General features: G+C 61.7%; 24 protein-coding genes and 2 pseudogenes. 10 read left to right on the forward strand and 16 right to left on the reverse strand.

All coding sequences use genetic code 11. The features are described from left to right. Positions 1-20: 20 nt before the first annotated feature. Entirely contained in the window at positions 21-500 is a 480-nt protein-coding gene (locus tag H045_RS19510; protein WP_003234706.1) for an RNA pyrophosphohydrolase, read from the reverse strand. 143 nt (positions 501-643) lie between these two features. On the opposite strand from H045_RS19510, the gene H045_RS19515 reads away from it, so the two are divergent. Next, positions 644-1,300 (forward strand): histidinol-phosphatase, encoded by a 657-nt coding sequence (locus tag H045_RS19515; RefSeq protein ID WP_003234707.1) that lies wholly within the window; start codon positions 644-646, stop codon positions 1,298-1,300. A gap of 151 nt (positions 1,301-1,451) precedes the next feature. Here the strand turns inward: H045_RS19515 and H045_RS19520 are convergent, their stop codons facing one another. Further along, positions 1,452-1,865, reverse strand: a complete 414-nt coding sequence (locus tag H045_RS19520; RefSeq protein WP_003234709.1) for a DUF2269 family protein — start codon at positions 1,863-1,865, stop codon at positions 1,452-1,454. A 40-nt stretch (positions 1,866-1,905) separates the two neighbouring features. Then, on the reverse strand, positions 1,906-3,420 hold the full coding sequence (gene ilvA, locus H045_RS19525) for a threonine ammonia-lyase, biosynthetic (RefSeq protein WP_015373238.1): 1,515 nt from the start codon (positions 3,418-3,420) through the stop codon (positions 1,906-1,908). Between the two features lie 137 nt (positions 3,421-3,557). Between ilvA and rpiA the strand changes: the two genes are divergently transcribed. After that, positions 3,558-4,229 carry a ribose-5-phosphate isomerase RpiA gene (gene rpiA, locus H045_RS19530; RefSeq protein ID WP_003234713.1) on the forward strand — a complete coding sequence of 224 codons (672 nt, stop codon included), beginning with the start codon at positions 3,558-3,560 and terminating at the stop codon, positions 4,227-4,229. A gap of 30 nt (positions 4,230-4,259) precedes the next feature. Here the strand turns inward: rpiA and H045_RS19535 are convergent, their stop codons facing one another. The 4 genes from H045_RS19535 to H045_RS19550 form a co-directional block, all read right to left on the reverse strand. Beyond that, on the reverse strand, positions 4,260-5,174 hold the full coding sequence (locus tag H045_RS19535; protein ID WP_015373239.1) for an SdiA-regulated domain-containing protein: 915 nt from the start codon (positions 5,172-5,174) through the stop codon (positions 4,260-4,262). 122 nt (positions 5,175-5,296) lie between these two features. Further along, positions 5,297-6,223, reverse strand: coding sequence for an SdiA-regulated domain-containing protein (locus H045_RS19540; protein ID WP_003234716.1), 927 nt, complete (start codon positions 6,221-6,223; stop codon positions 5,297-5,299). 352 nt (positions 6,224-6,575) lie between these two features. Beyond that, positions 6,576-7,241, reverse strand: a complete 666-nt coding sequence (locus H045_RS19545) for a fumarylacetoacetate hydrolase family protein (protein WP_003234718.1) — start codon at positions 7,239-7,241, stop codon at positions 6,576-6,578. A gap of 22 nt (positions 7,242-7,263) precedes the next feature. Further along, positions 7,264-8,658 (reverse strand): FAD-binding oxidoreductase, encoded by a 1,395-nt coding sequence (locus H045_RS19550; protein ID WP_015373241.1) that lies wholly within the window; start codon positions 8,656-8,658, stop codon positions 7,264-7,266. Positions 8,659-8,863: 205 nt separating this feature from the next. Between H045_RS19550 and serA the strand changes: the two genes are divergently transcribed. Beyond that, positions 8,864-10,093: a phosphoglycerate dehydrogenase gene (gene serA, locus H045_RS19555; RefSeq protein WP_003234722.1), complete on the forward strand. Its 1,230-nt coding sequence runs from the start codon at positions 8,864-8,866 to the stop codon at positions 10,091-10,093. A 67-nt stretch (positions 10,094-10,160) separates the two neighbouring features. Here serA and H045_RS19560 read toward each other — a convergent pair whose 3' ends face one another. Continuing rightward, positions 10,161-10,601: a DUF4399 domain-containing protein gene (locus H045_RS19560; protein WP_015373242.1), complete on the reverse strand. Its 441-nt coding sequence runs from the start codon at positions 10,599-10,601 to the stop codon at positions 10,161-10,163. A gap of 130 nt (positions 10,602-10,731) precedes the next feature. On the opposite strand from H045_RS19560, the gene H045_RS19565 reads away from it, so the two are divergent. After that, positions 10,732-11,205, forward strand: coding sequence for a transporter substrate-binding domain-containing protein (locus H045_RS19565; protein WP_003234727.1), 474 nt, complete (start codon positions 10,732-10,734; stop codon positions 11,203-11,205). Positions 11,206-11,439: 234 nt separating this feature from the next. Here H045_RS19565 and H045_RS19570 read toward each other — a convergent pair whose 3' ends face one another. After that, a complete protein-coding gene (locus H045_RS19570) occupies positions 11,440-12,072 on the reverse strand; it encodes a 2OG-Fe(II) oxygenase (RefSeq protein ID WP_003234729.1) in 633 nt (210 codons plus the stop codon). A 131-nt stretch (positions 12,073-12,203) separates the two neighbouring features. Between H045_RS19570 and H045_RS19575 the strand changes: the two genes are divergently transcribed. Beyond that, the gene (locus H045_RS19575) at positions 12,204-12,956 is read left to right on the forward strand and encodes a DUF2059 domain-containing protein (protein ID WP_003234731.1); all 753 of its coding nucleotides are present in this window, start codon (positions 12,204-12,206) and stop codon (positions 12,954-12,956) included. Between the two features lie 44 nt (positions 12,957-13,000). On the opposite strand, the gene bipL is transcribed toward H045_RS19575, so the two are convergent. Further along, positions 13,001-13,936 (reverse strand): phospholipase BipL, encoded by a 936-nt coding sequence (gene bipL / locus H045_RS19580; RefSeq protein ID WP_015373243.1) that lies wholly within the window; start codon positions 13,934-13,936, stop codon positions 13,001-13,003. Positions 13,937-14,035: 99 nt separating this feature from the next. On the opposite strand from bipL, the gene H045_RS19585 reads away from it, so the two are divergent. The 3 genes from H045_RS19585 to H045_RS19595 all read left to right on the forward strand — a co-directional run bounded on the left by H045_RS19585 (position 14,036) and on the right by H045_RS19595 (position 15,489). Further along, entirely contained in the window at positions 14,036-14,620 is a 585-nt protein-coding gene (locus H045_RS19585) for a DUF6436 domain-containing protein (protein WP_015373244.1), read from the forward strand. Positions 14,621-14,719: 99 nt separating this feature from the next. Beyond that, complete coding sequence (locus tag H045_RS19590; RefSeq protein ID WP_003234735.1) at positions 14,720-15,076, forward strand: EamA family transporter; 357 nt, start codon at positions 14,720-14,722, stop codon at positions 15,074-15,076. Continuing rightward, positions 15,076-15,489, forward strand: coding sequence for a DMT family transporter (locus H045_RS19595; protein WP_003234737.1), 414 nt, complete (start codon positions 15,076-15,078; stop codon positions 15,487-15,489). The genes H045_RS19590 and H045_RS19595 overlap by 1 nt, the downstream gene beginning before the upstream one ends. Here the strand turns inward: H045_RS19595 and H045_RS19600 are convergent. Both H045_RS19600 and H045_RS19605 read right to left on the reverse strand, forming a co-directional pair. Then, positions 15,455-16,333 carry a hypothetical protein gene (locus H045_RS19600; protein ID WP_015373245.1) on the reverse strand — a complete coding sequence of 293 codons (879 nt, stop codon included), beginning with the start codon at positions 16,331-16,333 and terminating at the stop codon, positions 15,455-15,457. The two genes, H045_RS19595 and H045_RS19600, sit on opposite strands and share 35 nt — an antisense overlap. Continuing rightward, on the reverse strand, positions 16,330-17,436 hold the full coding sequence (locus tag H045_RS19605; RefSeq protein ID WP_015373246.1) for a GNAT family N-acetyltransferase: 1,107 nt from the start codon (positions 17,434-17,436) through the stop codon (positions 16,330-16,332). Before H045_RS19605 ends, H045_RS19600 begins: the two co-directional genes overlap by 4 nt. Before the next feature lie 148 nt (positions 17,437-17,584). Here H045_RS19605 and H045_RS19610 point away from each other — a divergent pair, with 148 nt between their 5' ends. Continuing rightward, on the forward strand, positions 17,585-19,939 hold the full coding sequence (locus H045_RS19610) for a penicillin acylase family protein (RefSeq protein ID WP_015373247.1): 2,355 nt from the start codon (positions 17,585-17,587) through the stop codon (positions 19,937-19,939). 33 nt (positions 19,940-19,972) lie between these two features. On the opposite strand, the pseudogene H045_RS24725 reads toward H045_RS19610, so the two are convergent. Beyond that, positions 19,973-20,098 (reverse strand): annotated as a pseudogene (locus tag H045_RS24725) (AraC family transcriptional regulator); the annotation flags it as partial. Here H045_RS24725 and H045_RS19615 point away from each other — a divergent pair. Continuing rightward, positions 20,091-20,300 (forward strand): annotated as a pseudogene (locus H045_RS19615) (metal-dependent phosphohydrolase); the annotation flags it as partial. The pseudogenes H045_RS24725 and H045_RS19615 sit on opposite strands and share 8 nt — an antisense overlap. 326 nt (positions 20,301-20,626) lie before the next feature. Here the strand turns inward: H045_RS19615 and H045_RS19620 are convergent. The 3 genes from H045_RS19620 to H045_RS19630 are packed head-to-tail and all read right to left on the reverse strand — an operon-like array spanning position 20,627 to position 23,567. After that, the gene (locus H045_RS19620) at positions 20,627-21,511 is read right to left on the reverse strand and encodes an ABC transporter permease subunit (RefSeq protein WP_003234746.1); all 885 of its coding nucleotides are present in this window, start codon (positions 21,509-21,511) and stop codon (positions 20,627-20,629) included. Continuing rightward, positions 21,508-22,428 carry an ABC transporter permease subunit gene (locus H045_RS19625; protein WP_003234748.1) on the reverse strand — a complete coding sequence of 307 codons (921 nt, stop codon included), beginning with the start codon at positions 22,426-22,428 and terminating at the stop codon, positions 21,508-21,510. Before H045_RS19625 ends, H045_RS19620 begins: the two co-directional genes overlap by 4 nt. Continuing rightward, on the reverse strand, positions 22,425-23,567 hold the full coding sequence (locus H045_RS19630; protein WP_003234749.1) for an ABC transporter ATP-binding protein: 1,143 nt from the start codon (positions 23,565-23,567) through the stop codon (positions 22,425-22,427). Before H045_RS19630 ends, H045_RS19625 begins: the two co-directional genes overlap by 4 nt. Between the last annotated feature and the right edge of the window lie 26 nt (positions 23,568-23,593).

Here is a 23,593-nt window from a genome sequence, read left to right on the forward strand (position 1 = left end):
CTCGGGGTCGAACTCCGTCGTCAGTCGCGCGATAAAAGGCGCGGGGCAAGCTCTTTGAGCGCGCGACGATACACTTCGCGCTTGAATGTCACCACCTGGCCTAACGGGTACCAATAGCTGACCCAGCGCCAGCCATCGAACTCCGGTTTACCGGTCAAATCCATCCGCACCCGCTGCTCGTTGGAGATCAGGCGCAAAAGAAACCATTTCTGCTTCTGGCCGATGCACAGCGGCTGGCTGTGGGTACGCACCAGGCGTTGCGGCAAACGATAGCGCAACCAGCCACGGGTGCAGGCCAGAATTTGCACATCTTCGCGTTCTAGGCCCACTTCTTCATTCAACTCACGGTACAAGGCGTCTTCAGGGGATTCGTCGGGGTTGATTCCGCCTTGAGGAAACTGCCAGGCATCTTGGTTGATTCGGCGAGCCCATAGCACCTGTCCGGCATCATTCGTAAGAATGATCCCGACATTAGGACGGAAACCATCGGGGTCGATCACGGCAACAACCTCGCAAACGCATGTCGCCGCATTGTTCCACAAAGGTTGATCAAGCGGCAACGAGGCTTCTTAGCTTATGTGCACTCTTGTGAAAAGTCCGTATTCTGGACGCCTTTTTACAGACTTTTCAGCGAGTAACTGCAATGCGCCTGGCTTTATTCGACTTGGACAACACCCTTCTCGGCGGTGACAGCGACCACGCCTGGGGCGATTACCTGTGCGAGCGCGGGATTCTCGACGCGGTGGCCTACAAGGCGCGTAACGATGAGTTCTATCAGGACTACCTGGCCGGCCGGCTAGACAATGCCGCCTACCTCAACTTCAGCCTGGACATCCTCGGCCGCACCGAGCGGGCCCAGCTGGACGAGTGGCACCGCGACTTCATGCGCGACTGCATCACCCCGCTGATGCTGCCGCTGGCGGCACAACTGCTGGCCAGGCACCGCGCCGCAGGTGACAAGCTGGTGATCATCACCGCGACCAACCGCTTCGTCACCGCGCCGATTGCCGAACTGCTGGGGGTCGAGACGCTGATCGCCACCGAATGCGAAGAGCTTGAAGGGCGTTACACAGGGCGCAGCACCGACGTGCCGTGCTTTCGCGAAGGCAAGGTGACGCGCTTGAACCGTTGGCTGGAAGAGACCGGCTACAGCCTGGAAGACAGTTACTTCTACAGTGATTCGATGAATGATTTGCCGTTGCTGGAGCAGGTGACACACCCGGTAGCGGTGGACCCGGACCCGAGTCTGCGGGCTGAAGCCGAGAAGCGCGGTTGGCCGGTGATTACCCTGCGCGGCTGATATGGCTCCTGTGGCGAGCAGGCTTGTCCTGCGTTGGGCTGCGCAGCAGCCCCAAAACCAGGCACTGAGCCGTATCAGGTACACCGCGTTTTGCTGGATTGGGGGCGCTTCGCACCCCAACGCGGGGCAAGCCCGCTCGCCACAAAAAAGCTTAAACCGGCTTGGCACCCATCAACCCGGCAATCGCCACAAACCCCACCAGGCTGACCACCGCCAGCACCAACGTAAAGTTCAAGCTGCCACCCTCGCCCCTGCGCAGGCGATTGAGCCGCGCCACCAGCCAGAACCAGGCCAGCGCCGCCACGGTATACACAATACTCGAGCCCAGAATCCAGGTTTGCCCCAGCGGCCAGCCCGTCAGGTGCGCCAGCCACCAGCCGGTGAACGGCATGCTCACAAGGCACACACCCATCAACAACCACACAAACACCCACGGACGCTGCAGGGTCACCGCCGGACCCGCGCTGCGTTTACGCCAGGCCAACAGCGCCAGGCCTATACCGCTGAGCAACAGCAACGCCGTGGCGGCAATGTGGATAACTTTCAGGGTGATCAGGGTTTCCATCGCTCATATTCCTTAAAAGGTCGCGCCTGCAGAGTAGTCGCTAACCGAGGAAGAGTGTGTAGGCCGGGTTCTCGCTTTCATCCCAGTACGGGTAGCCAATCGCCTCAAGAGCCGCCGGCACCAGGTGGCGTTCGTCCGCCGGCACTTGCAGGCCGGCGACCACACGGCCGTCTGCCGCGCCGTGGTTGCGGTAGTGAAACATCGAGATGTTCCAGCGCCCGCCCAGCTTGTTAAGAAAGTTGAACAAGGCTCCCGGCCGCTCCGGGAACTCGAACCGAAATACCAGTTCATTGCTGACATGCGCCGCATGCCCGCCGACCATATGGCGAATGTGCAATTTGGCCAGTTCGTTTTCGGTCAGGTCCAGCACCGGAAAACCCTGCTGGGTGAGACTGGTAATCAGCGCGCTGCGCGGGTCGTTTTCCGGGTGGGTCTGCACGCCGACAAAGATGTGCGCCTCGCTGCCGGAGTGGTAGCGGTAGTTGAATTCGGTGATCTGCCGCTTGCCCACGGCTTCGCAGAACGCCTTGAAGCTTCCCGGACGTTCGGGGATGGTCACGGCGATAATGGCTTCGCGGCCCTCGCCCAGTTCGGCGCGCTCGGCCACATGGCGCAGGCGGTCGAAGTTGACGTTGGCACCGGAGTCGATGGCGACGAATGTTTGCCCGCTGACGCCACGGGTCTCCACGTACTTCTTGATACCGGCCACGCCCAGCGCGCCGGAAGGCTCTGTAATGGAGCGAGTGTCGTCGTAGATGTCTTTGATCGCCGCGCAGATTTCATCGGTGCTGACGGTGATCACTTCATCCACATAATCCTTGCAGATCTCGAAGGTGTACTGGCCGATCTGCGCCACCGCCACGCCATCGGCAAACAGGCCCACGGTGGGCAGCACCACGCGTTCGCCGGCGGCCATGGCCTCTTGCAGGCAGTTGGAATCGTCCGGTTCGACGCCGATGACCTTGATCTCCGGGCGCAGGTATTTCACGTACGCCGCAATGCCGGCAATCAGCCCGCCGCCGCCCACCGGTACGAAAATCGCGTCCAACGGCCCTGGGTGCTGGCGCAGGATTTCCATCGCCACGGTGCCCTGCCCGGCAATGGTGTGCGGATCATCGTAGGGGTGGATGTAGACGTAGCCTTGTTCGTCGACCAGTTTGAGCGAGTAGGCCAGGGCCTCCGGGAAGGAGTCGCCGTGCAGCACCACGATGCCGCCACGGGAGCGCACGCCTTCGACCTTGATCTCGGGGGTGGTCTTGGGCATCACGATAGTGGCTTTGACCCCCAGCACCTTGGCCGCCAGGGCCAGGCCCTGGGCGTGGTTGCCCGCCGACGCGGTGACCACGCCACGCGCGCGCTCCTCGCTGCTGAGCTGGGTGAGCTTGTTGTAGGCCCCGCGAATCTTGAACGAGAACACCGGCTGCAAGTCTTCGCGCTTGAGCCAGACCTTGTTGCCCAGCCGTTCGCAAAGCTGGGGGGCGATCTGCAACGGGGTTTCTACGGCAACGTCGTAAACGCGCGAGGTGAGGATCTTTTTGACGTAGTCTTCAAGCATCGGCGGCAATCACTGGGCGAGTGGGACAGGACCGGTGAGTCTAACCCGGCCTTTGACCGTACGACCACACGAATCCCGAGGTTTTGTTGGGTTATACTCGCCGCCCTCGATAATTCCCCGCCCGCTCCGGAGCCCGCATGACCCAGGATCAACTCAAACAGGCAGTGGCCCAGGCCGCCGTCGATTTAATCCTTCCCAAACTCGACGACAAGAGCATCGTCGGTGTCGGCACCGGCTCCACCGCCAACTGCTTTATCGATGCGCTGGCCCTGCATAAAGGTGCGTTCGACGGCGCCGTGGCCAGCTCCGAAGCCACCGCCGCGCGCCTCAAGGGCCATGGCATTCCAGTGTACGAGCTCAACACCGTGAGCGACCTGGAGTTCTATGTGGACGGCGCCGATGAAAGCGACGAGCACCTGAACCTGATCAAGGGCGGCGGCGCAGCCCTGACCCGCGAGAAGATCGTCGCGGCCGTGGCCAAAACCTTTATCTGCATCGCCGATGCCAGCAAGCTGGTGCCGGTACTCGGCGCCTTCCCGCTGCCGGTGGAAGTGATCCCCATGGCCCGCAGCCACGTGGCCCGCGAGCTGGTGAAGCTGGGCGGCGACCCGGTGTACCGCGAAGGCGTGTTGACCGACAACGGCAACATCATCATTGACGTGTTCAATATGCAGATCACTGATCCGGTGGCGCTGGAAACGCAGATCAATGCAATTGTCGGCGTGGTCACCAACGGGCTGTTCGCTGCTCGCCCGGCGGATGTGTTGCTGCTGGGCACCCCTGAAGGCGTGAAAACTCTCAAAGCCTGACATTGCCTTGCTGTTACTTTATGTGGGGGCTCAGGGATTGGGTTTCTTGAACACATAAAACAGGTTCGGCTCGCTCACCAGGTACAGGCTGCCCTGGTCGTCCATGGCGATCCCTTCGGCCTGGGGCACGCGTTTCTTCAGGCCGTGGCGTCCATTGAGCAACGACAAGGTGCTCAATGGACGACCGTCGATATCCAGTTCCAATACCAGAAACGACTCATCCGACAGTGCCAGCAGATGGCCGCTGCGCTCGTCGTATTGCAGGCTCGACAGGTCACGCACGAACAGCCCGGCATCGCGCTTGGGGTTGTTGATCACATGCACCGAGTAGGTTTTTTCCGCTTTGAAATGGGGAAACCCATGGACCTCGTAGATCAGCATCGGGTCGCGCTCTTTGGCGACGAACAGGCGCTTGCCCACCGAATCGTAAGCCAGGCCTTCAAAGCCCTTGTTGCTGCCCATGTGCACGCCCAGGGTCATCTGCTCGGCGTCGGCCGCGTCGAGAAATTGTGTCTCATCGTCCACGTGCACCTTGATCAGCCGTTGCTGACGCTCATCGCTGATCACGTAGATGTTGTCACTGATGAACTCTACCGCCTCGGCATCGCCAAATCCCACCAGCGCAATGCGCCGCAGGATTTTGCCGTCCAGGGACAGCTCGATCAGTTCGGCGTTTTTGTTGGTCACGGTAAACAGGCTTTTGCGCACCGGGTCGTAGGTGAGCGCAGAGACATCATCGTCCAGGCCCTCGATTTTCTGCGCTTCGAGGGTGACCTGGTAATCGGCCAGGCCGATGGAGCGCTGGTCGGCCGGCTGGCGCCACACTTGCCAGTTGAACCAGGCCCGTTCGAACAGGCGAAACTGCTGGGCGACGATCACGCCGGTCACGAGGGCGACCAACAACAGGATGAGAAAAGCAGGTTTGGGACGGGCAAGTCGACGCATCGGGACGGGCTCGGAGAAAAAAACTGGCGAATAGATATCAAGGTCGCCTGAATTTAAACTTAAACGCGCCCGGCTGTCTGGCGAATGCCGTTTACAGGGATCAAACCGACGCAATCCGCCGGTTATTTATGCTTTTCGAAACGGTAGAACAGGTTGGGCTCACTGACCATGTAGAGGTTGCCCTCGTCATCCATGGTCACCCCTTCCGCGCGGGGGATGGTGTTTTTCAGGCCATTGAAACCACCGAGCACGGTCATGAAGCTGACTTGCTTGCCGTGCTCGTCCAGTTCCAGCAGCAGGTGCGAGTCGGCCGACAGCACCAGCAGATGCCCGGTGCGCGGGTCGACGGCCAGGGCCGAGAGGTTGCGTACATCCAGCTCGTTGCTGGTCAGCTTCTGTTTGTCGCCGACCAGGGTCTGGCTGCCGTCGCTTTTCCAGGTGAACAGCGCAGGCGGACGCTCTTCGCCGAGTACCAGTTGCTGGTTGCGCGGATCCCAGGCAACGGCTTCAAAGGCTTTGTTCTGGTCCCTGGACGGGCCCAGATCGTAACTGGGGAAATCGGCTTTGTTGAGCGCGGTGGTGCTGGCATCGACCTTGACGATGGTGAGGCTGTGCTGACGCTCATCAACCACGGCCATCAGGCCGTTTTCCATCACCGTCAGGGCTTCCGGGTTGTTCCAGCCATTGAGCGGCATCTTGCGCAGCACATCGCCTTGCAGGCTCAGCTCGACGAGAAACGGGTTCTTGCCCATCACCGAAAACAGCGTTTTGCTTTGGGGGTTGTAAGAAACGTCCGAGGCCTCATCCCCTTCCATGCCGGGCAGCAACTTGGCGTCGATCACTGCGTGATAGTCCGGGAGCCAGATGCTTTGCTGGCGTTCTGCCGGGGACTCGAAGCGTTCCAGCACCCACAGCACACCCCGGTCGTCCCAATGCATGGCCCAGGCCACGCCATACAGAACCGCAGCGGCCAGGAATACCCAGGAATACCAGCGCATGAAACGGCGGGGGCGAAGCGTAGGTTTGGAGGTAGGCAGGGGCACGGCCATGGGTCGCTTTTCCGGAAAGTCAGCGGTAGGGAATAGCACAGGATGCGAAGAGCTGCGCGTTGGAAGCGCGGATTATCCAGACGGGGTGTGAAAAAAATGCAAAGACGGTAGTGCACGCTGTGGCGAGCAGGCTTGTCCTGCGTTGGGCTGCGCAGCAGCCCCAAAACCAGGCGCTGAGCCGTATCAGGTACACCGCGTTTCGCTGGATTGGGGGCGCTTCGCACCCCAACGCGGGGCAAGCCCGCTCGCCACAACAAGCCCGCTTGCCACAACGGGCCCGCTTGCCACAGAGGCTCCAGTTTGCTGCGCGACAACGCTTGCGGAGCCTCCCACAGTTTTTAACCGCGTCCTTTTAGCGAACGACGCTTTCGAAGCGGGTGCCGCCCGCCAGTTCCAGCACCAGTTCATCGCCCACATTCAGCGGGCCCACGCCGGCGGGGGTGCCGGTGAGGATGACGTCGCCGGCCTGCAGCGAGAAACAGCCGGCCATGTGCTGGATCATCGGGATGATCGGGTTGAGCATCAGCGCGCTGTTGCCGTCCTGGCGCACTTCGCCGTTGATGGTCAGGCGGATGCCGATGTCGGTGACGTCCGGGTACGTGCTGCTCACCACGAAGGGGGCAATCACCGCCGCACCGTCGAACGACTTGGCGATTTCCCAGGGTAGGCCCTGGGATTTGAGTTCGGCCTGCTTGTCGCGAAGCGTCAGATCGAGGGCCGGGGCGAAGCCGGAGATGGCGTCCAGCACTTCTTCACGGCTGGGATTGTTCGACAGGGGCTTGCCGATCAGTACCGCGATTTCCGCCTCGTAGTGCACCGAGCCACGCTCGGTGGGAATGGCGAAACCGCCCTCCAGCCCGACCACACAGCTGCCCGGTTTGATGAACAGCAGCGGCTCGGTGGGCACCGGATTGTTCAGTTCCTTGGCATGTTCGGCGTAGTTACGCCCGATGCACACCACCTTGCCCAATGGAAAGTGGATATTGGTGCCGTCGATATACTTGTGCTGGTAGCTCATGGAACGACTCCTTCAGGTGCGTTTAAACAGCGAAGATCTTGCCGGGGTTCATGATCCCGTTTGGGTCGAATACCGCTTTCACGGCCTTCATGTAGTCGATTTCAACCGGTGAGCGGCTGTAGGCCAGGTAGTCGCGCTTGGTCATGCCCACGCCGTGTTCGGCGGAGATCGAGCCGTTATACTTCTGCACGGTTTCAAATACCCACTTGTTCACGGTGGCGCACTTGGCGAAGAACTCATCCTTGCTCAGGGTTTGCGGCTTGAGGATGTTCAGGTGCAGGTTGCCGTCGCCAATGTGGCCGAACCAGACGATTTCGAAGTCGGGGTAGTGCTCGCCAACGATCGCATCGATTTCCTTGAGGAAGGCAGGCAGCTTGGAGACCGTCACCGAGATGTCGTTCTTGTAGGGCGTCCAGTGGGAAATGGTCTCGGAAATGTACTCGCGCAGCTTCCACAGGTTGTGCAACTGGGTGTCGCTCTGGCTCATCACGCCGTCCAGCACCCAGCCCTGCTCCACGCAATGCTCGAAGGTTTCCAGCGCATGGTTGGCGACGTCTTCGGTGGTGGCTTCGAATTCCAGCAACGCGTAGAACGGGCAATCGGTCTCGAACGGCGCGGGCACATCGCCCCGGCCCATGACCTTGGCCAGGGCCTTGTCGGAAAAGAACTCGAAAGCGGTCAGGTCCAGCTTGCCCTGGAACGCGTGCAGCACCGGCATGATCGAGTCGAAGTCGGTGGTGCCCAGCACCATGGCCGTGAGGTTTTTGGGCGCTCGGTCCAGGCGCATGGTGGCCTCGACCACAAATCCCAGGGTACCTTCGGCGCCGATAAACAGCTGGCGCATGTCATAGCCGGTGGCGTTCTTGATCAGGTCGCGGTTCAGTTCCAGCACGTCACCCTTGCCGGTGACGACTTTCATGCCCGCCACCCAATTGCGGGTCATGCCGTAGCGAATCACCTTGATCCCGCCGGCATTGGTGCCGATGTTGCCGCCAATCTGGCTGGAACCGGACGAGGCGAAGTCCACCGGGTAGTACAAGCCGTTTTCTTCGGCGACGTTCTGCAACTGCTGGGTGACCACGCCCGGCTGGCACACGGCCGTGCGGTCGGTGAGGTTCACGTCGAGAATCTGGTTCATGTAGTCGAACGACACCACCACCTCGCCATTGGCCGCCACTGCCGCCGCCGACAGCCCGGTACGCCCGCCGGACGGCACCAGCGCGACCTTGCGCTCATTGGCCCAACGAACGATGGCCTGCACCTGTTCGATGGTCTTGGGGAAGACGATGGCGGTGGGTGCCGGGGCGAAATGCTTGGTCCAGTCCTTGCCGTAGGTTTCCAGGGAGTCGGCATCGGTCAGCACCTTGCCAGGCTCAACCAGGGTCTTCAGCTCATCAATCAGGGCAGCCTGGGTCATCGACAGAACTCTCGAACAATTCATGGTCATCCTGAGAACGCTTCACGTCGCAGGAATAGGTGTTTAGCGGGGTGCGTATGCTAGCATACCGCCCCCGCAGGACAGACCCAAAGGGCGTTTCTGCGGCGACGGCTTTCCTGCCGTCCGGGTCAGCTTGCGCTGCTCGATTCCCTGCCATTTTTCTCCGGGATACAGGTTTACGCAGATGAGCAAGACTTCTCTCGATAAGAGCAAGATCAAGTTCCTTCTTCTGGAAGGCGTCCACCCATCGGCCGTCGACGTGCTGAAGGCCGCCGGGTACACCAGCATTGAGTACATCACCAGTTCTCTGCCGGAAGCCCAACTGAAGGAAAAGATCGCCGACGCGCACTTTATCGGCATTCGCTCCCGCACTCAGCTGACCGAAGAGATCTTCGATCACGCCAAGAAACTCGTGGCGGTCGGCTGTTTCTGCATCGGCACCAACCAGGTTGACCTGAACGCTGCGCGCGAGCGTGGTATTGCGGTGTTCAACGCCCCGTACTCCAACACCCGTTCCGTTGCGGAACTGGTGCTGGCCGAGGCCATCCTGCTGTTGCGCGGTATCCCCGAGAAGAACGCTTCCTGCCACCGTGGCGGCTGGATCAAGAGCGCGGCCAACTCCTTCGAAATCCGTGGCAAGAAGCTGGGCATCATCGGCTACGGCTCGATCGGCACGCAGTTGTCGGTGCTGGCTGAAGGCCTGGGCATGCAGGTGTTCTTCTACGACACCCTCACCAAGCTGCCACTGGGCAACGCCACTCAGGTGTCGAGCCTGACCGAGCTGCTGGGCATGTCCGATATCGTCACCCTGCACGTACCGGAAACGTCCGAGACCCAGTGGATGATGGGCGAGAAGGAAATCCGCGCGATCAAGAAAGGCGGGATCCTGATCAACGCCGCGCGCGGCACCGTGGTCAAGCTGGACGCCCTGGCCGACGCGATCAAGGACAAGCACCTGATCGGCGCCGCCATCGACGTGTTCCCGGTAGAACCGCGCTCCAACGACGACGTCTTCGAAAGCCCGCTGCGTGGCCTGGACAACGTGATCCTGACCCCGCACATCGGCGGTTCCACCGCTGAAGCGCAGGCCAACATCGGTCTGGAAGTGGCCGAAAAGCTGGTCAAGTACAGCGACAACGGTACGTCGGTGTCGTCGGTGAATTTCCCGGAAGTGGCCTTGCCGGCTCACCCTGGCAAGCACCGTCTGCTGCACATCCACCAGAACATTCCGGGTGTGATGATGGAGATCAACAAGGTGTTTGCGGAAAACGGCATCAACATCTCCGGTCAGTTCCTGCAGACCAACGAGAAGGTTGGCTACGTGGTGATCGACGTCGATGCCGAGTACTCGGACCTGGCGCAGGAGAAACTGCAGCACATCTCCGGCACTATCCGCAGCCGCGTATTGTTCTGACGTTTTACGCTGCACAAAAAATGGGAGACCCGCAGGGGTCTCCCATTTTTTTTTAGCCGAGCAACGCTTACTTGACGTTAACGGTAATGACCTTGGACACCACGGTCGGGTTGAACTGCATGTGCAGCTTGTCGCCCGCCACCAGTTGCAAGGTGTGCTTGCCCGGGGTGAGGGTCAGTTCGGTTTCGGTCTGAGCCTTGCCGTAATGGATCACGGTATCGGTGGCCGGGATCGGCAGCTTGGCGTCGGGCAATTCCTTCTGATCGATCAACAGGTGATGGTGACCGGTGCCGGCGGCCTGCTCGGTGGCTGGGGCCAGCTTCAAGCCTTCCATGCCGAATTTGACGGTGAAGGTTTTGTCGACGGTGGCGCCGTCCTTGGGCGAGACGATAAACACCTTGGCGCCTTCAGGTGGAGCGCTGCGCGGGATGCCGTCAGCGGCGCCAGCCAACATCGATGCACCCAGCAGCAGGCTGGCCAGGGCGGTACGAGACATAAGGCCTTTCATTCGCTTCTCCAGTTTTGTATGAAATCTGTAGGTTCGGGACAACTTCGCGACATATTGCTGTCCAAGGCACTCGACACCCTGACAAAGCGATGCTGATCGGCGCCTCGCACATTCGAATCTAGGAGTGACCATGCGCTTCTCGCCTGGCCTGTTACTGTTGCTGCCCCTCTTGAGCCCCTTGGCTCACGCCGAGTTGATCGACGATATCAACGATCGCGGCGAACTGCGCATCGTCCTGCAAGCCAATACGCCGCCTTACAACTTCAAGGACGGTGACAAGCTCACCGGTTTTGAAGTGGAGCTGGGCGAACAACTGGCCAAGGAGATGGACCTGCGCCCCTCATTTATCACCACCGATGACGCCGACATGCTGCCCGGCGTGGAAACCGGCAAGTACGACGTAGCCATCAACCATATCGCTATGACTGCCGAGCTTGAGGATCGTTTCGATTTCAGCGAGGCGTACAGCGAGAAACCCGCGCTGGCGATTCCGTTTCAGAAGGGCAACCCGGCGTTCAAGTTGAGCCTGAACAACGCATTGCATCGAGTGCAGGCCGATGGCCGATTGAAGGCGCTGTCGCAGAAGTGGCTAAAGCCTGAGTAACACGCGGTGAATGTGGAAGGTGCTGCAGCCTCTGTGGCGAGCGGGCTTGTTGTGGCGAGCGGGCTTGCCCCGCGTTGGGGTGCGAAGCGCCCCCAATTCAGCAAAACGCGGTGTATCTGATACGGCTCAGCGCCTGGTTTTGGGGCTGCTGCGCAGCCCAACGCAGGACAAGCCTGCTCGCCACAGGGAGTCTGCGCTTAACTGAACGGCATTGGGGCCCGGCCGAATCAATGCTTAGAACGGCTCATTGCCCCGCCGGCGAAACCAGCCTGTGAGCGACAACCGTTCGCGGGTGGCGGGCAACACTTCATGGGGCACCTCGCCCGAGAGGAACACCACCAGGCTGCCGCCCGTGGGCACCACATCGTGTTCGATGCCGTCCTTGAGGTACATGCGCAACTGACCGCCGTGCTCGGGCAGCCAGGCGTCGTTCAGGTAGATCACGGCTGACACCATGCGCCGATCATCGTCGCGAAAGCGGTCCACGTGCTTGAGGTAGAACGCGCCGGGCGGGTACATCGCAAAATGACTTTCGAAATCTTCCAGGCCCAGGAACAGGCCACGGTTCATGGCCAGGCGCAGGCTGTCCATCACGGCCATGTAAGTGTCGCAGACGGCAGCGTCGCCCTCCTCCAGCCACTGGATATGGTCACCGCGAATCCCCTCGCGAATCTCCTGCGCCGGACCGCGCCCCACGGCCGCTGGCGCCAGCTCACCTTCGGCCGCACGTTTACGGCACTCAGCCGCCAACTCCAGCGTCAGAACCTGGGGCAGAAAGGCGTGCTGCTGCGACCAGCCTTTTTCGGCCAGGTCGTCGACAATGCGTTGCAGCAAGGGGTGATCGTGGGGTATTTGCATGGCGCGCATAGTATCCATACGCCTGGGAATCCGACAGCGCCGTCGAGCGACTGAACTCACTTTAGTCAGGTGACTGATAGGACTTCTCGACAAATCCTACGCCCGACACGGACAATAGTGGCCGACTGACAGGAGTCCTTATGCGTCGTTTGTTTTTTTCCTTGCTGATGTTCTGCGTGTTGCCCGCCTGGGCAGACGGCCATGACCAGTTGTACAAGGTCGCCGGCTGGGCCGAACAACGTGCGCATTTCAATGACGCCCTTAGTGCCGCCCAGCAGCGCTACCGCAACAGCCTGCCGCCGGCGGTGTACCAGGCGCTGGTGGACAACAGCAACAAACGCTTCGCCGCCCAGGCCATGGACCAGCGGGCCGAGGCCCAGTTGCGCAAGCACTTGGCCGACCCGCAACCGGCGCTGGGGTTTTTCCAGTCGCCGCTGGGCCGCAAGATCGTCGCCGCCGAGTTGCTGGCCACGCGCCGCGACCAACTGGCGAAAAACGCCCAGGGCTTGCCGAAAATCCAGGCCGACGCTACCCGCAGCCTGATCATCGGCCACCTGGCCCAGGCGTTGCCCGCCCGTGAAGCCGGCGCGGAAGTCAGTCTGGCGATTGCCGGGGTGGCGGCCGACAGCCTGAGCCAGATGATCCCCGGCCTGCTCGGCGGTGGTCAGGCCCAGGGCATGTTGAACGGGCAGCGCGAACGGTTGATGCAGCAGATCGATAAGGACCTGAACAACACCCTGCTGTACGTCTATCGGGATCTGTCCGACCCGGAGCTGGAAGAATTCGCGACCTTTGCAGAGTCGCCACAGGGCAAGGCGTATTACCAGGCGGCGCTGGCGGCCATCCGGGCAGGATTGGCAGTGGGCCAAAGCACTTCAAGCCTGGCACCGTAAACAAGGTGGGAGGGAACAAGCCCCTTCCCGGCTTGCGACCTGGATTACTTCAAGCGGTCCGTCAAATAACGGAAGTACTCTGCGCGAATCGGCGCAATCTCATTGGCCAGATGATGCCTGCCCCTGGGCAACATCAGCACCTCGGGTTGTTCGAACTTGCTGCGCAGCACCTGCAGGTTGTGCTGCCAGTCCACCGTCATGTCTTCCTCGCCCTGCACAATCACCACGCGCCTTGCGCTGCGTGGCGCCGCTTCGATGCGCTTGATCCATTGCACCAGCGCCCCCACCCAGGCGGTGGGCAATTGCCGGGGTTGCAGCGGGTCGGCTTCAAGAAACGGTTTGAATTCGGGGTCGTGGGTGTTCTCGCTGAACCGCCGCGCGATGCCTTTGACGAACGGCCGCAGCAGGTAATAGCTGAGCTGCGACCAACCCCAGGCGCGCGGACGCACCAACGGCGACAGCAGCAGGACCTTGCCTTGGGCCGGGCTGTCGGTGCCGTGGCTGAGCAAGTGGTCCACCACCACCGCGCCGCCGGTGCTTTGCCCGAACAAATGCCAGGGCTGCGGCAAATGCAACGCCCGGGCCTGCTCGAACAACCCGTGCACCACGTGCTGATACACCGCGAAATCATCGATGCTGGCGCGCATGCCGCTGGACAAACCGTGCCCGGGCAGGTCGCAGGCGATCACCACAAAACCCTGTTCCAGCGCCCAGTCCACCACATGCCGATACAGCCCCATGTGGTCATAGAAGCCATGAAACAGAAACATCGTCGCCACCGGCACCGGCGGCCACCATACCTGCGCCACCACCTCGAACCCGTCCACGTCGAAGCGCCCCAGACGGCTCGCCACCTTGCGCGCAGGCAAGTCGAGCCCGTAGAACCGCTGGTACACCCGCGCCTCGGCTGACAGCGGTTGCGCATCCACCAGCGGGCGCAAACTGGCGCGCAGGTGATCGGGGTCAAAGGTGACAGGCATAAAAGGTTCCAGACTCACGGTGAAGATGAAGATCGAGCCGCGATATTCATCTGTCGGGGCAGGCATGGCAAGCTACGCGACCCTTGAGGATCAATCCGAATGCGACAGACCCACCGTTCCGCCCTGTTCGCCGGCCTGTTGCTGGTCCTCTGCGCTGGCGTGCTGTGGGCGGCGTATGCCTGGTTTCAGGGCCGCTACCTGCGCGCCTTCAGCGCACACACGACGGTGTTCTCCGGCGATTCGCTGCGCCTGCCCGCCGAACTGACCGGGCCCGGCCCGATTCGTCTGGTGCACTTCTGGGACCCGGCCTGCCCGTGCACGGTCGGCAACCAGCAGCACCTGGGCGAACTGATCGAGCACTACGCGCCCAGGGGCGTCGAGTTCTACGCCGTGCAAAAGCCCGGCAGTCAGGGCCGGTTGCCCGCCAACCTGCTGGCGCTCAAACCTCTCGACGCGCTGCCCGGCGCCGACCAGCTGCCGGCCAGCCCGGCCGTGGGTATCTGGGACCGCAGCGGCAAGCTCGCCTACTTCGGGCCCTACAGCGAAGGGCTCACGTGCAACGCCAGTAACAGTTTTATCGAACCGATCCTGCAGGCGCTGGAGGGCGGACGTGAGGTCAACGCCACCCACACCCTCGCGGTGGGCTGCTATTGCCAATGGAGTTCGGCCGGCGCTGCACCCTGAGCAGGCAACCTGAACGTAGGCTGTTGCGCCAGCGAACTTCGAAAACCGTGTCGACCGGCTGCGGTATGTTGGCCGCTCCACGACCACCGCACAGACCCCATGAGCCAACTGACCTTCATCCTCTGGATCCTCAACGTCATCGTTGACACCTCCGGCCAACTGGCCTTCAAGGCCGCCGCCACCAACAGCGCAGAGTTTTCCGGCATGGCCCACTGGCGCCACATGCTCGCGCGCCACTGGTTCTGGATCGGCATCGGCCTCTACGTGATCGAGTTCGTGCTGTGGCTGGCCTTCCTGTCGCTGGTGCCGTTGTCGGTGGCAGTGATGCTGGGCTCGTTCAATATCGTGGTGATCATGATTGCCGGCCGCCTGTGGTTCAAAGAAAGCCTGACCAAATGGCGCTTGATCGGCATCCTGCTGATCGCCCTGGGCACTGTCGTTGTGGGGTTCGACTGATGAAGCGTTTTTATATCCTGGGTTTTCTCTCGCTGATCTTTTTCGACACCCTGGCCCAGGTCAGTTTCAAGTATGCCTCGATCCACGCCGAACCCCTGGCCATGGACGTGGCCTGGCTCGCCAGGGTGTTTGGTCACCCCTGGATCTACGGCGCGTTTGTCGGCTACATCGGTGCGTTCTTCACCTGGATGACCTTGATGAAGCACGCGCCCATCGGCCCTGCGTTCGCGGCGTCCTACCTGGAGCTGATCAGCGTGACGCTGGTGTCGGTCTGGCTGTTCGACGACACGCTGACAATTGCCAAGGTCATCGGCGGTCTGCTGATCGTGGCGGGCATTCTGTGCCTGGCGCGCCAGGAAAGCCCCGAGGAAAAAGGCGTTACCTGGCAGCCCAACCTTGATGAATCTGCCTGACCAGCCGCGCGTTCAGCGCGTTCTGTTGCTGCTGCCAGATCCGCACCTGATCCGGCGGTAGCGCCACCTGGCCGTCCGACGCACTCAGCCAACGCTTGAACGCGCCCTGATAATGGTATTCGGACACGTCGCCAGTGATGTCGGCCCCGATAATCCGGCCCTGACAGGCCTCGATCAATGCGGCCAGGTGATGCTCCAGAAACTCACCCTGATCCCAGTTGGTGTTCACCACGTCCGGGCTCAGCACATCCTTGTCGATCGACAGGTACACCGGCAGCGCGCGATCGAACTGTGCCAGAAACGCGCTCATCAGCTCATCGGCATCGCCAAAGGCGCGATTGCCGCGGCCACAGCCAACCCAGTTCATCCAGCGCGTGTCGACGTTGACGTTCCAGTAGGTCAGCTTGCCCTTGAGCAGCGGCGACCAGTGATTTTCCCAGGCGTGGCCCCGGCCGATGTCCTGCGAGCCGATACCCAGCACATGCACATGCTCGACCTGCGGCAGACGGCTGGCCCAGTACACCCATGAACCACAGTGGATGCCGAACGGGTAGCGCATGTTGTCGGGGTGGTTGTCGCAGATGATCAGCTGAAATGTCGGCTGCGCGGGCAGGCGCTTGAGCAGCAGATGACTGAGGTGGTGATAGTCGCCGCTGCCGGTAAATACACAGCCATGCTGGCCGGGCATGCGCGCATCCAGGGCTTTTTCCAGCGCGTTGAACTGCTTCCAGCGACAGCCGAAGCGGATGGTTTCCTGCCAGGCCTGCAACGGCAGGTGCACCGCGTCGGGAATGTCACTCACAGCCCCGTCGAAATCGAGGATCAGCGGTACCAGGGCCGTCATGAGGTGTGCTCCCGATGCCATTGGGTGTCGCTTTCAAAGTGATGACGCCAGTGGTTGCCCAGCTTGCGCAGCAACGGGTTGCGCACCCACACCAGATGGCGGGTGAAGGTGAAGCTGGCGCCGAGGCTGGCCTTGACCTCAGGGTCGGTCCAGCCCGCCACGTAAAAATCCAGGCCCTGGGCGATGGCGTATTCCAGGTTCACGAACCAACTGACCACGTACAGGTTGAAGTCCAGCGCCAGCGGGTAGTTGAGGCCGATGTACTTGTCGAGCAACTTGCCGTCCTGCACGTAGCACAGGTTGTAGCCGACCAGTTCGTCGCAGTGCCAGTAACAGAACACGCGCCCATGGCTGTGGGCGTCGCGCAGCAGCTCGGTGAAGAACGCCGGGGTGAGCAGGTCAAAATGGATGTCGCTCTGGTCATAAACCGCGCGATACAGCGCATAGAGGCGCGCCAGCCAGGCGTCGTCGTTGAAGCGCGCGTCGCCGGTGTGCAGCACCTCGATCTGCAGCGCCTCGCGGCTGCGCAGTTTGCGCCGGATATTGCGGCGACGACTGTGGGACAGGCGCGCGAGGTAGTCGTCGACGCTGCTGAAGTCGATCGGCACATACGCCAGCGCCTGGCCTTCCACGCTGATGAAGCCGCGGCGCGTGCAGTCATCGATCAAGGCTTGCGCGTAGTGATTGTCTGCCTCGCTCAGCAGCGGCGATTGGCACGGCACGTCCTTGACGATGGTGAGCGCACGCTGCGGCGCGCATTCATATTGCAGCCATTGGGCAAGGTCCTGGGGCGGCACACCCTGGGGAAACGGCGCATATTCGCTGACGGTGGTGCCCACGAAGCAGCTGTCGATCCGCAGCCAGGCCTGCCAGAGTCCGTAGCCTGGCCAGCCGCGCACGCGTTCCACGAATGCGTCGTCGGCGGTGGTCAGCAGGTCGAAGGGCGTAAAAAAGTGCGGCAGGCCCTGGCGGGAAACCTGCGCGTCAAACCCAACAGGCGGGTGTCGCAAAAAACCGGCAATCAGCGAAGGCGACTCCAGGCAGCCGGTGTAAGCCAACTCGGGACGCAGCGGGGCAGGCAAAGGTTGCAGGGCGCAGGTCATGGTAAAAAGCTCGAAAGTATCCCGCGCCATAGTGCCCCAGCGACGTGCGGCCCACTTGAACCTCGGCTGTCGAGGTGGCGTTCGGCATTTCATCGCCAAACCCATTAGACTTCGATGACCTTTGAAGGCGACTGACCAAGGACCGTCCATGAAACGCAGCCTGATCGTGCTTGCCCTGCTGATTGTCGCCGTCATCGCCGGCGTTGGCGGGTATGTCTACAGCAAACAGCCGACCCGCCAGGGCACGGTGACACTGGCCAACCTGCAAGGCTCGGTCACCGTGCGCTACGACGAGCGCGGCGTGCCGCACATTCGCGCTGGCAACGAGGCAGACCTGTATCGCGCCCTCGGCTATGTGCAGGCCCAGGACCGGCTGTTCCAGATGGAGATGATGCGGCGTCTGGCCCGTGGCGAACTGGCCGAGGTGCTGGGGCCCAAACTGTTGGAGACCGACAAGCTGTTTCGCAGCCTGCGCATTCGCGAGCGCGCCGCTGACTATGTGGCGCACATGGATCACGAGTCCGCGACCTGGAAAGCCCTGCAAGCCTACCTCGACGGAATCAACCAGTATCAGGCCGGCCACCCCAGCCCCCTGGAGTTCGACGTGTTGGGCATTGCCAAGCGACCGTTCACCGCCGAGGACAGCGTCAGCGTCGCCGGGTACATGGCCTACAGCTTTGCCGCCGCGTTTCGCACCGAGCCGTTGCTGACCTATATCCACGACCAGTTGGGCAGCGACTACCTGAAGGTCTTCGACCTCGACTGGCAACCCAGGGGAGCGCTGAACCTGGCGACCCGCGACTGGCAACACCTTGGCGCCCTCGCCCGGTTGAGCGACCAAGCCCTGGCCGACAACGGCTTGCCACAGTTCGAAGGCAGCAACGCCTGGGCCATCAGTGGCAGCCGCACGCAGAGCGGCAAGCCGTTGCTGGCGGGCGATCCACATATTCGCTTTTCGGTGCCGTCGGTGTGGTACGAGGCTCAGCTGTCGGCGCCGGGTTTTGAGCTGTACGGCTACCACAACGCACTGTCGCCGACGGCGTTTCTGGGGCACAACCTGGACTTCGGCTGGAGCCTGACCATGTTCCAGAACGATGACCTCGACCTGATCGCCGAGAAGACCAACCCGGACAACCCCAACCAGGTCTGGTACCACGGCCAATGGGTGGACATGACCAGCAGCGAGCAGCAGATTGCGGTCAAGGGCCAGGAGCCGGTCACCCTCACCCTGCGCCGCTCGCCCCACGGCCCGGTCATCAATAACGTGCTCGGCGATAACACCGGCACGACGCCGATTGCCATGTGGTGGGCATTTCTCGACACCGACAACCGCAGCCTTGAAGGTTTCTACGAACTCAATCGCGCCGACACCCTGGACAAGGCGCGCGCCGCGTCTTCCAAAGTGTCGGCGCCGGGCCTGAATATCGTGTGGGCCAACGCCAAGGGCGACATTGGCTGGTGGGCGGCGGCGCAATTGCCGATTCGCCCGCCTGGCGTGAAAGCCGGGTTGATCCTCGACGGCAGCACACACGAAGGCGACAAACTGGGCTTCTATCCGTTCAGCGCCAACCCGCAGGAAGAAAACCCGGCGCGGGGTTACGTGGTGTCCGCCAATGCCCAGCCGGTATCGCCGACCGGCATGGAAATCCCCGGCTATTACAACCTGCCCGACCGGGGTCAGCAGTTGAATATGCAGTTGAGCGACAACAGCGTGAAGTGGAACGTCACCAACAGCCAGGCCCTGCAAATGGGCACCACCACAGCGTTCGGCCCGCGCCTGCTGGCGCCGTTGTTGCCGGTGCTGCGCGAGGTGGTCAAGGACCCGGCCCAGTTGCGGTTGGTGGAGCAACTGGCGGTGTGGAAAGGTGATTACCCGCTCGACTCCACCAGTGCCACGCTGTTCAACCAATTGCTGTTCAACCTCGCCGAGGCGGCGTTCCAGCCGAAACTCGGCGACGCACTGTTCAAGACCCTGCTCAGCACTCGCGTGATCGACGCCGCGCTGCCGCGCCTGGCCGCGTCAGCGGACTCGCCCTGGTGGGACGGCAAGCGCGCCGACACCGTCAAACGCGCCTGGGACAACAGCCTGAGCCATTTGAAGGCCACCTTCGGTGAGGACCCGACGCAGTGGCAATGGGGCAAGGCGCACACCCTGACCCACGGCCACCCGCTGGGCTCGCAGAAACCGCTGGACCAGATCGTCAACGTCGGCCCCTTCCCGGCGCCCGGCACCCACGAAGTGCCGAACAACCAGTCAGCCCCTATCGGCCCGGCGCCCTGGCCCGTCACCTACGGCCCCTCTACCCGACGCCTGATCGACTTCGCCGACGCCGCCCACGCCCTCACCATCAACCCGGTCGGGCAAAGTGGAGTGCCGTTCGACGCGCATTACAGCGACCAGGCACAGACCTACATCGAAGGCGGTTACGAACAGGCGCATTTCAGCGACGAGGAAGTCACCGCCAACACGCGCGGCACGCTCAAGCTGCTGCCAGCGCGGTAGGCATTGGTCGAGCGGCACTCTCAAACCGGTGCCTCAAACCGGTGCGGCGAAGTTGAGCCTGAACCGCTGCGGCGTCACCCCCAGCCGGCGGCTGAACACCCTGCGCATGTGCTGTGCATCGCGAAAGCCGCATTGATAAGCCACCGTCTTGAGCGGCGCGCAGCGCGAGGCTGTGGTGCATGCGCATCCACGCGGTGAGGGGTTCAAGGAGTGCATCATCTGCGCATTTGCCGACGGCTTGCGCCATCGTCCGCAGACCGCGTTTGGCAACGTAAAGACCGATGTTCTGCTGGACCAGGTGCCGGGGTTCAAGCCGACGAATTTTGTGCAGGTGATTCGCACGTCGCCGTGGGCAGCGTAATCAACTTGAAATGTAATTAAATGTGGGAATGGGCTTGCCAGTTAAGCGCACATCCCATGTGGGAGCGGGCTTGCCCGCGAAGGCGGTGGGTCAGTCAATATCAATGTTTGCTGGACTACCGCCTTCGCAGGCAAGCCAGCTCCCACATTTGATCGCGTTCACACCCCATACCGGCCCGCTCTCAGGCCGCCGGGTTAGCCGCGCTGGGCCAGGAATGGCCCAGCGCTGCGGCCCACGGTCGCCTTCGCGGGCAAATCGAATCGTCGAACCGCCGCTCCCACAATTGACTGACACCCTGCAATCGGGAGCAAGCCCCCTCCCACATTTTAAATCGGAGCCGGCGCCCGACGCTTGTCCGGCTGTTGCCAGCTATCCGCCGCTGCTTCTTCGATGGCTTGCTGGATCGCCTTCTTGCGATGCTCTTCGGCGCGCCGGCTGAAGAACCACACCAGGAACGTCACCAGCGACACCGCCAGCAGAATCAAACTCGCCACGGCGTTGATCTCGGGTTTGACCCCCAGACGCACCGCCGAGAACACTTCCATCGGCAAGGTGGTCGAACCCGGCCCCGACACGAAGCTGGCCAGTACCAGGTCGTCCAGCGACAGTGCAAACGACATCATGCCGCCCGCCGCCAGCGACGGTGCGATCATCGGGATGGTGATCAGGAAGAACACCTTCCACGGCCGCGCGCCCAGGTCCATCGCCGCCTCTTCAATCGACAGGTCCAGCTCACGCAGCCGCGCCGACACCACCACTGCCACGTACGCCGCACAGAACGTGGTGTGGGCGATCCAGATGGTGACGATGCCACGCTCCTGGGGCCAACCGATCAGTTGCGCCATGGCCACGAACAGCAGCAACAGCGACAGACCGGTGATCACTTCGGGCATCACCAGCGGCGCGGTCACCAGGCCGCCGAACAGCGTGCGGCCCTTGAACTGGCTGATGCGCGTCAGCACGAAGGCCGCCAGGGTGCCCAGCGCCACGGCCGCCACCGCCGTGTAGCAGGCGATCTCCAGCGAGCGCGCCACCGAGCCCATCAGTTGGCTGTTGTCCAGCAGGCCCACGTACCACTTGACCGACCAACCGCCCCACACCGTTACCAGTTTGGATTCGTTGAACGAGTAGATCACCAGGATCAACATCGGCAGGTAGATGAACAACAAGCCTGCGACCAGCATGAAGCTGGAGAAACGAAAGCGCTTCATATCTTGCCCTCCAGCTCTTTGGCCTGGCTGCGGTTGAACAGGATGATCGGCACGATCAGGATCGCCAGCATCACCACCGCCAGGGCGGACGCCACCGGCCAGTCACGGTTATTGAAGAATTCCTGCCACAGCACTTTACCGATCATCAGGGTTTCCGGGCCGCCCAGCAGTTCAGGAATCACGAACTCGCCCACCACCGGGATAAACACCAGCATGCACCCGGCAATGATGCCGTTCTTGGACAGTGGCACGGTGATTTTCCAAAAGCTGTTGAAGGTGCTCGAACCGAGGTCCGATGCGGCTTCCAGCAGGCTCTGATCGTGCTTCACCAGGTTGGCGTACAGCGGCAGGATCATGAACGGCAGGTACGAATAGACCACGCCGATGTACACCGCAATGTTGGTGTTGAGGATCTGCAGCGGCTCGCTGATCAGCCCCATGGACATCAGGAAGCCATTGAGCAGCCCGTTGTTGCTAAGGATGCCCATCCACGCATACACGCGGATCAGGATCGCGGTCCAGGTCGGCATCATGATCAGCAGCACCAGCACGGTCTGCATCTCTTTGCGCGCGGTGGCGATGGCGTAGGCCATCGGGTAGCCGATCAACAGGCACAGCAGCGTGCTGAAAAACGCCATTTTCAGCGAGCCGAGGTAGGCGGCGATGTACAGTTCGTCGCCCGCCAACAAGCTGTAGTTGGCCAGGTTCAGCACCACTTGCAGCTTCTGCTCGACGTAGGTGTAGATCTCGGTGTACGGCGGGATCGCCACATCGGCTTCGGCAAAGCTGATTTTCAGTACGATGAAAAACGGCAGTGCAAAAAACAGGAACAGCCACAGGAACGGAATCCCGATGACGACCTGCTTGCCATTGGGAACGAGGCGGTTCAAGCGCCGCTTGAGTTTTTTGGTGTTCATGAGCGCAGTACCACGCCGCTGTCGTCTTCCCACCACACGTATACCTGATCACCCCAGGTGGGGCGCTGGCCACGGCGCTCGGCGTTGGCGACGAAGGACTGCACCAGCTTGCCGCTCGGCAGCTCCACGTAGAACACCGAGTGGCCACCCAGGTAGGCAATGTCGTGCACCTTGCCGCTGGACCAGTTGTGTTCGCCCGTTGGCATCTCGGAGGTGACCAGCAGTTTTTCCGGGCGGATGGCGTAGGTCACCGACTTGTCTTCCACCGAGGTGGCGATGCCGTAGCCCACGTAGATATCGCGGTCCAGGTCCGGGCACTTGAGCACCGCGTGGCCTTCGGCGTCGTCCACCACCTGGGTTTCGAAGATGTTGACGTTGCCGATGAATTCGCACACCAGACGGCTGGTCGGCGTTTCGTAGATATCGATCGGGCTGCCGATCTGCGCGATCCAGCCCAGGTGCATGATCGCGATGCGCTCGGCCATGGTCATGGCCTCTTCCTGGTCGTGGGTGACCATCACGCAGGTCACGCCGACGCGCTCGATGATCTCCACCAGCTCGAGCTGCATCTGCGAGCGCAGTTTCTTGTCCAGCGCGCCCATTGGTTCATCGAGCAGCAGCAGCTTCGGGCGCTTGGCCAGAGAACGGGCCAGGGCCACACGCTGACGCTGGCCGCCGGACAATTGGTGCGGCTTGCGTTTGGCATACTGGCTCATCTGCACCAGCTTGAGCATCTCGGCCACACGGGCATCGACTTCGGCCTTGGGGATCTTGTCCTGTTGCAGGCCGAAGGCGATGTTCTGCGCCACGGTCATGTGCGGAAACAAGGCGTAGGACTGGAACATCATGTTGATCGGCCGCTCGTAGGGCGGCATGTCGGTGATGTCTACACCGTCGAGGTAGATGCGGCCTTCGGTCGGACGCTCGAAACCCGCGAGCATGCGCAGCAGGGTGGACTTGCCCGACCCCGAACCGCCGAGCAAAGCGAAGATCTCGCCTTTCTTGATTTCCAGGGACACATCGTCCACGGCAATCGTCTCGTCGAACTTCTTCGTGACCCGGTCGATTTTGACCAACACCTTTTTCGGTGTCTGGTCGCCCTCGAGGGCTTTCTTGTAGGCGCCGGAGGCAACAGCCATTTACGAAACTCCCAAAAAAAGAGTGC

The organism is Pseudomonas poae RE*1-1-14, from assembly GCF_000336465.1.
Taxonomy (GTDB): domain Bacteria; phylum Pseudomonadota; class Gammaproteobacteria; order Pseudomonadales; family Pseudomonadaceae; genus Aquipseudomonas; species Aquipseudomonas poae.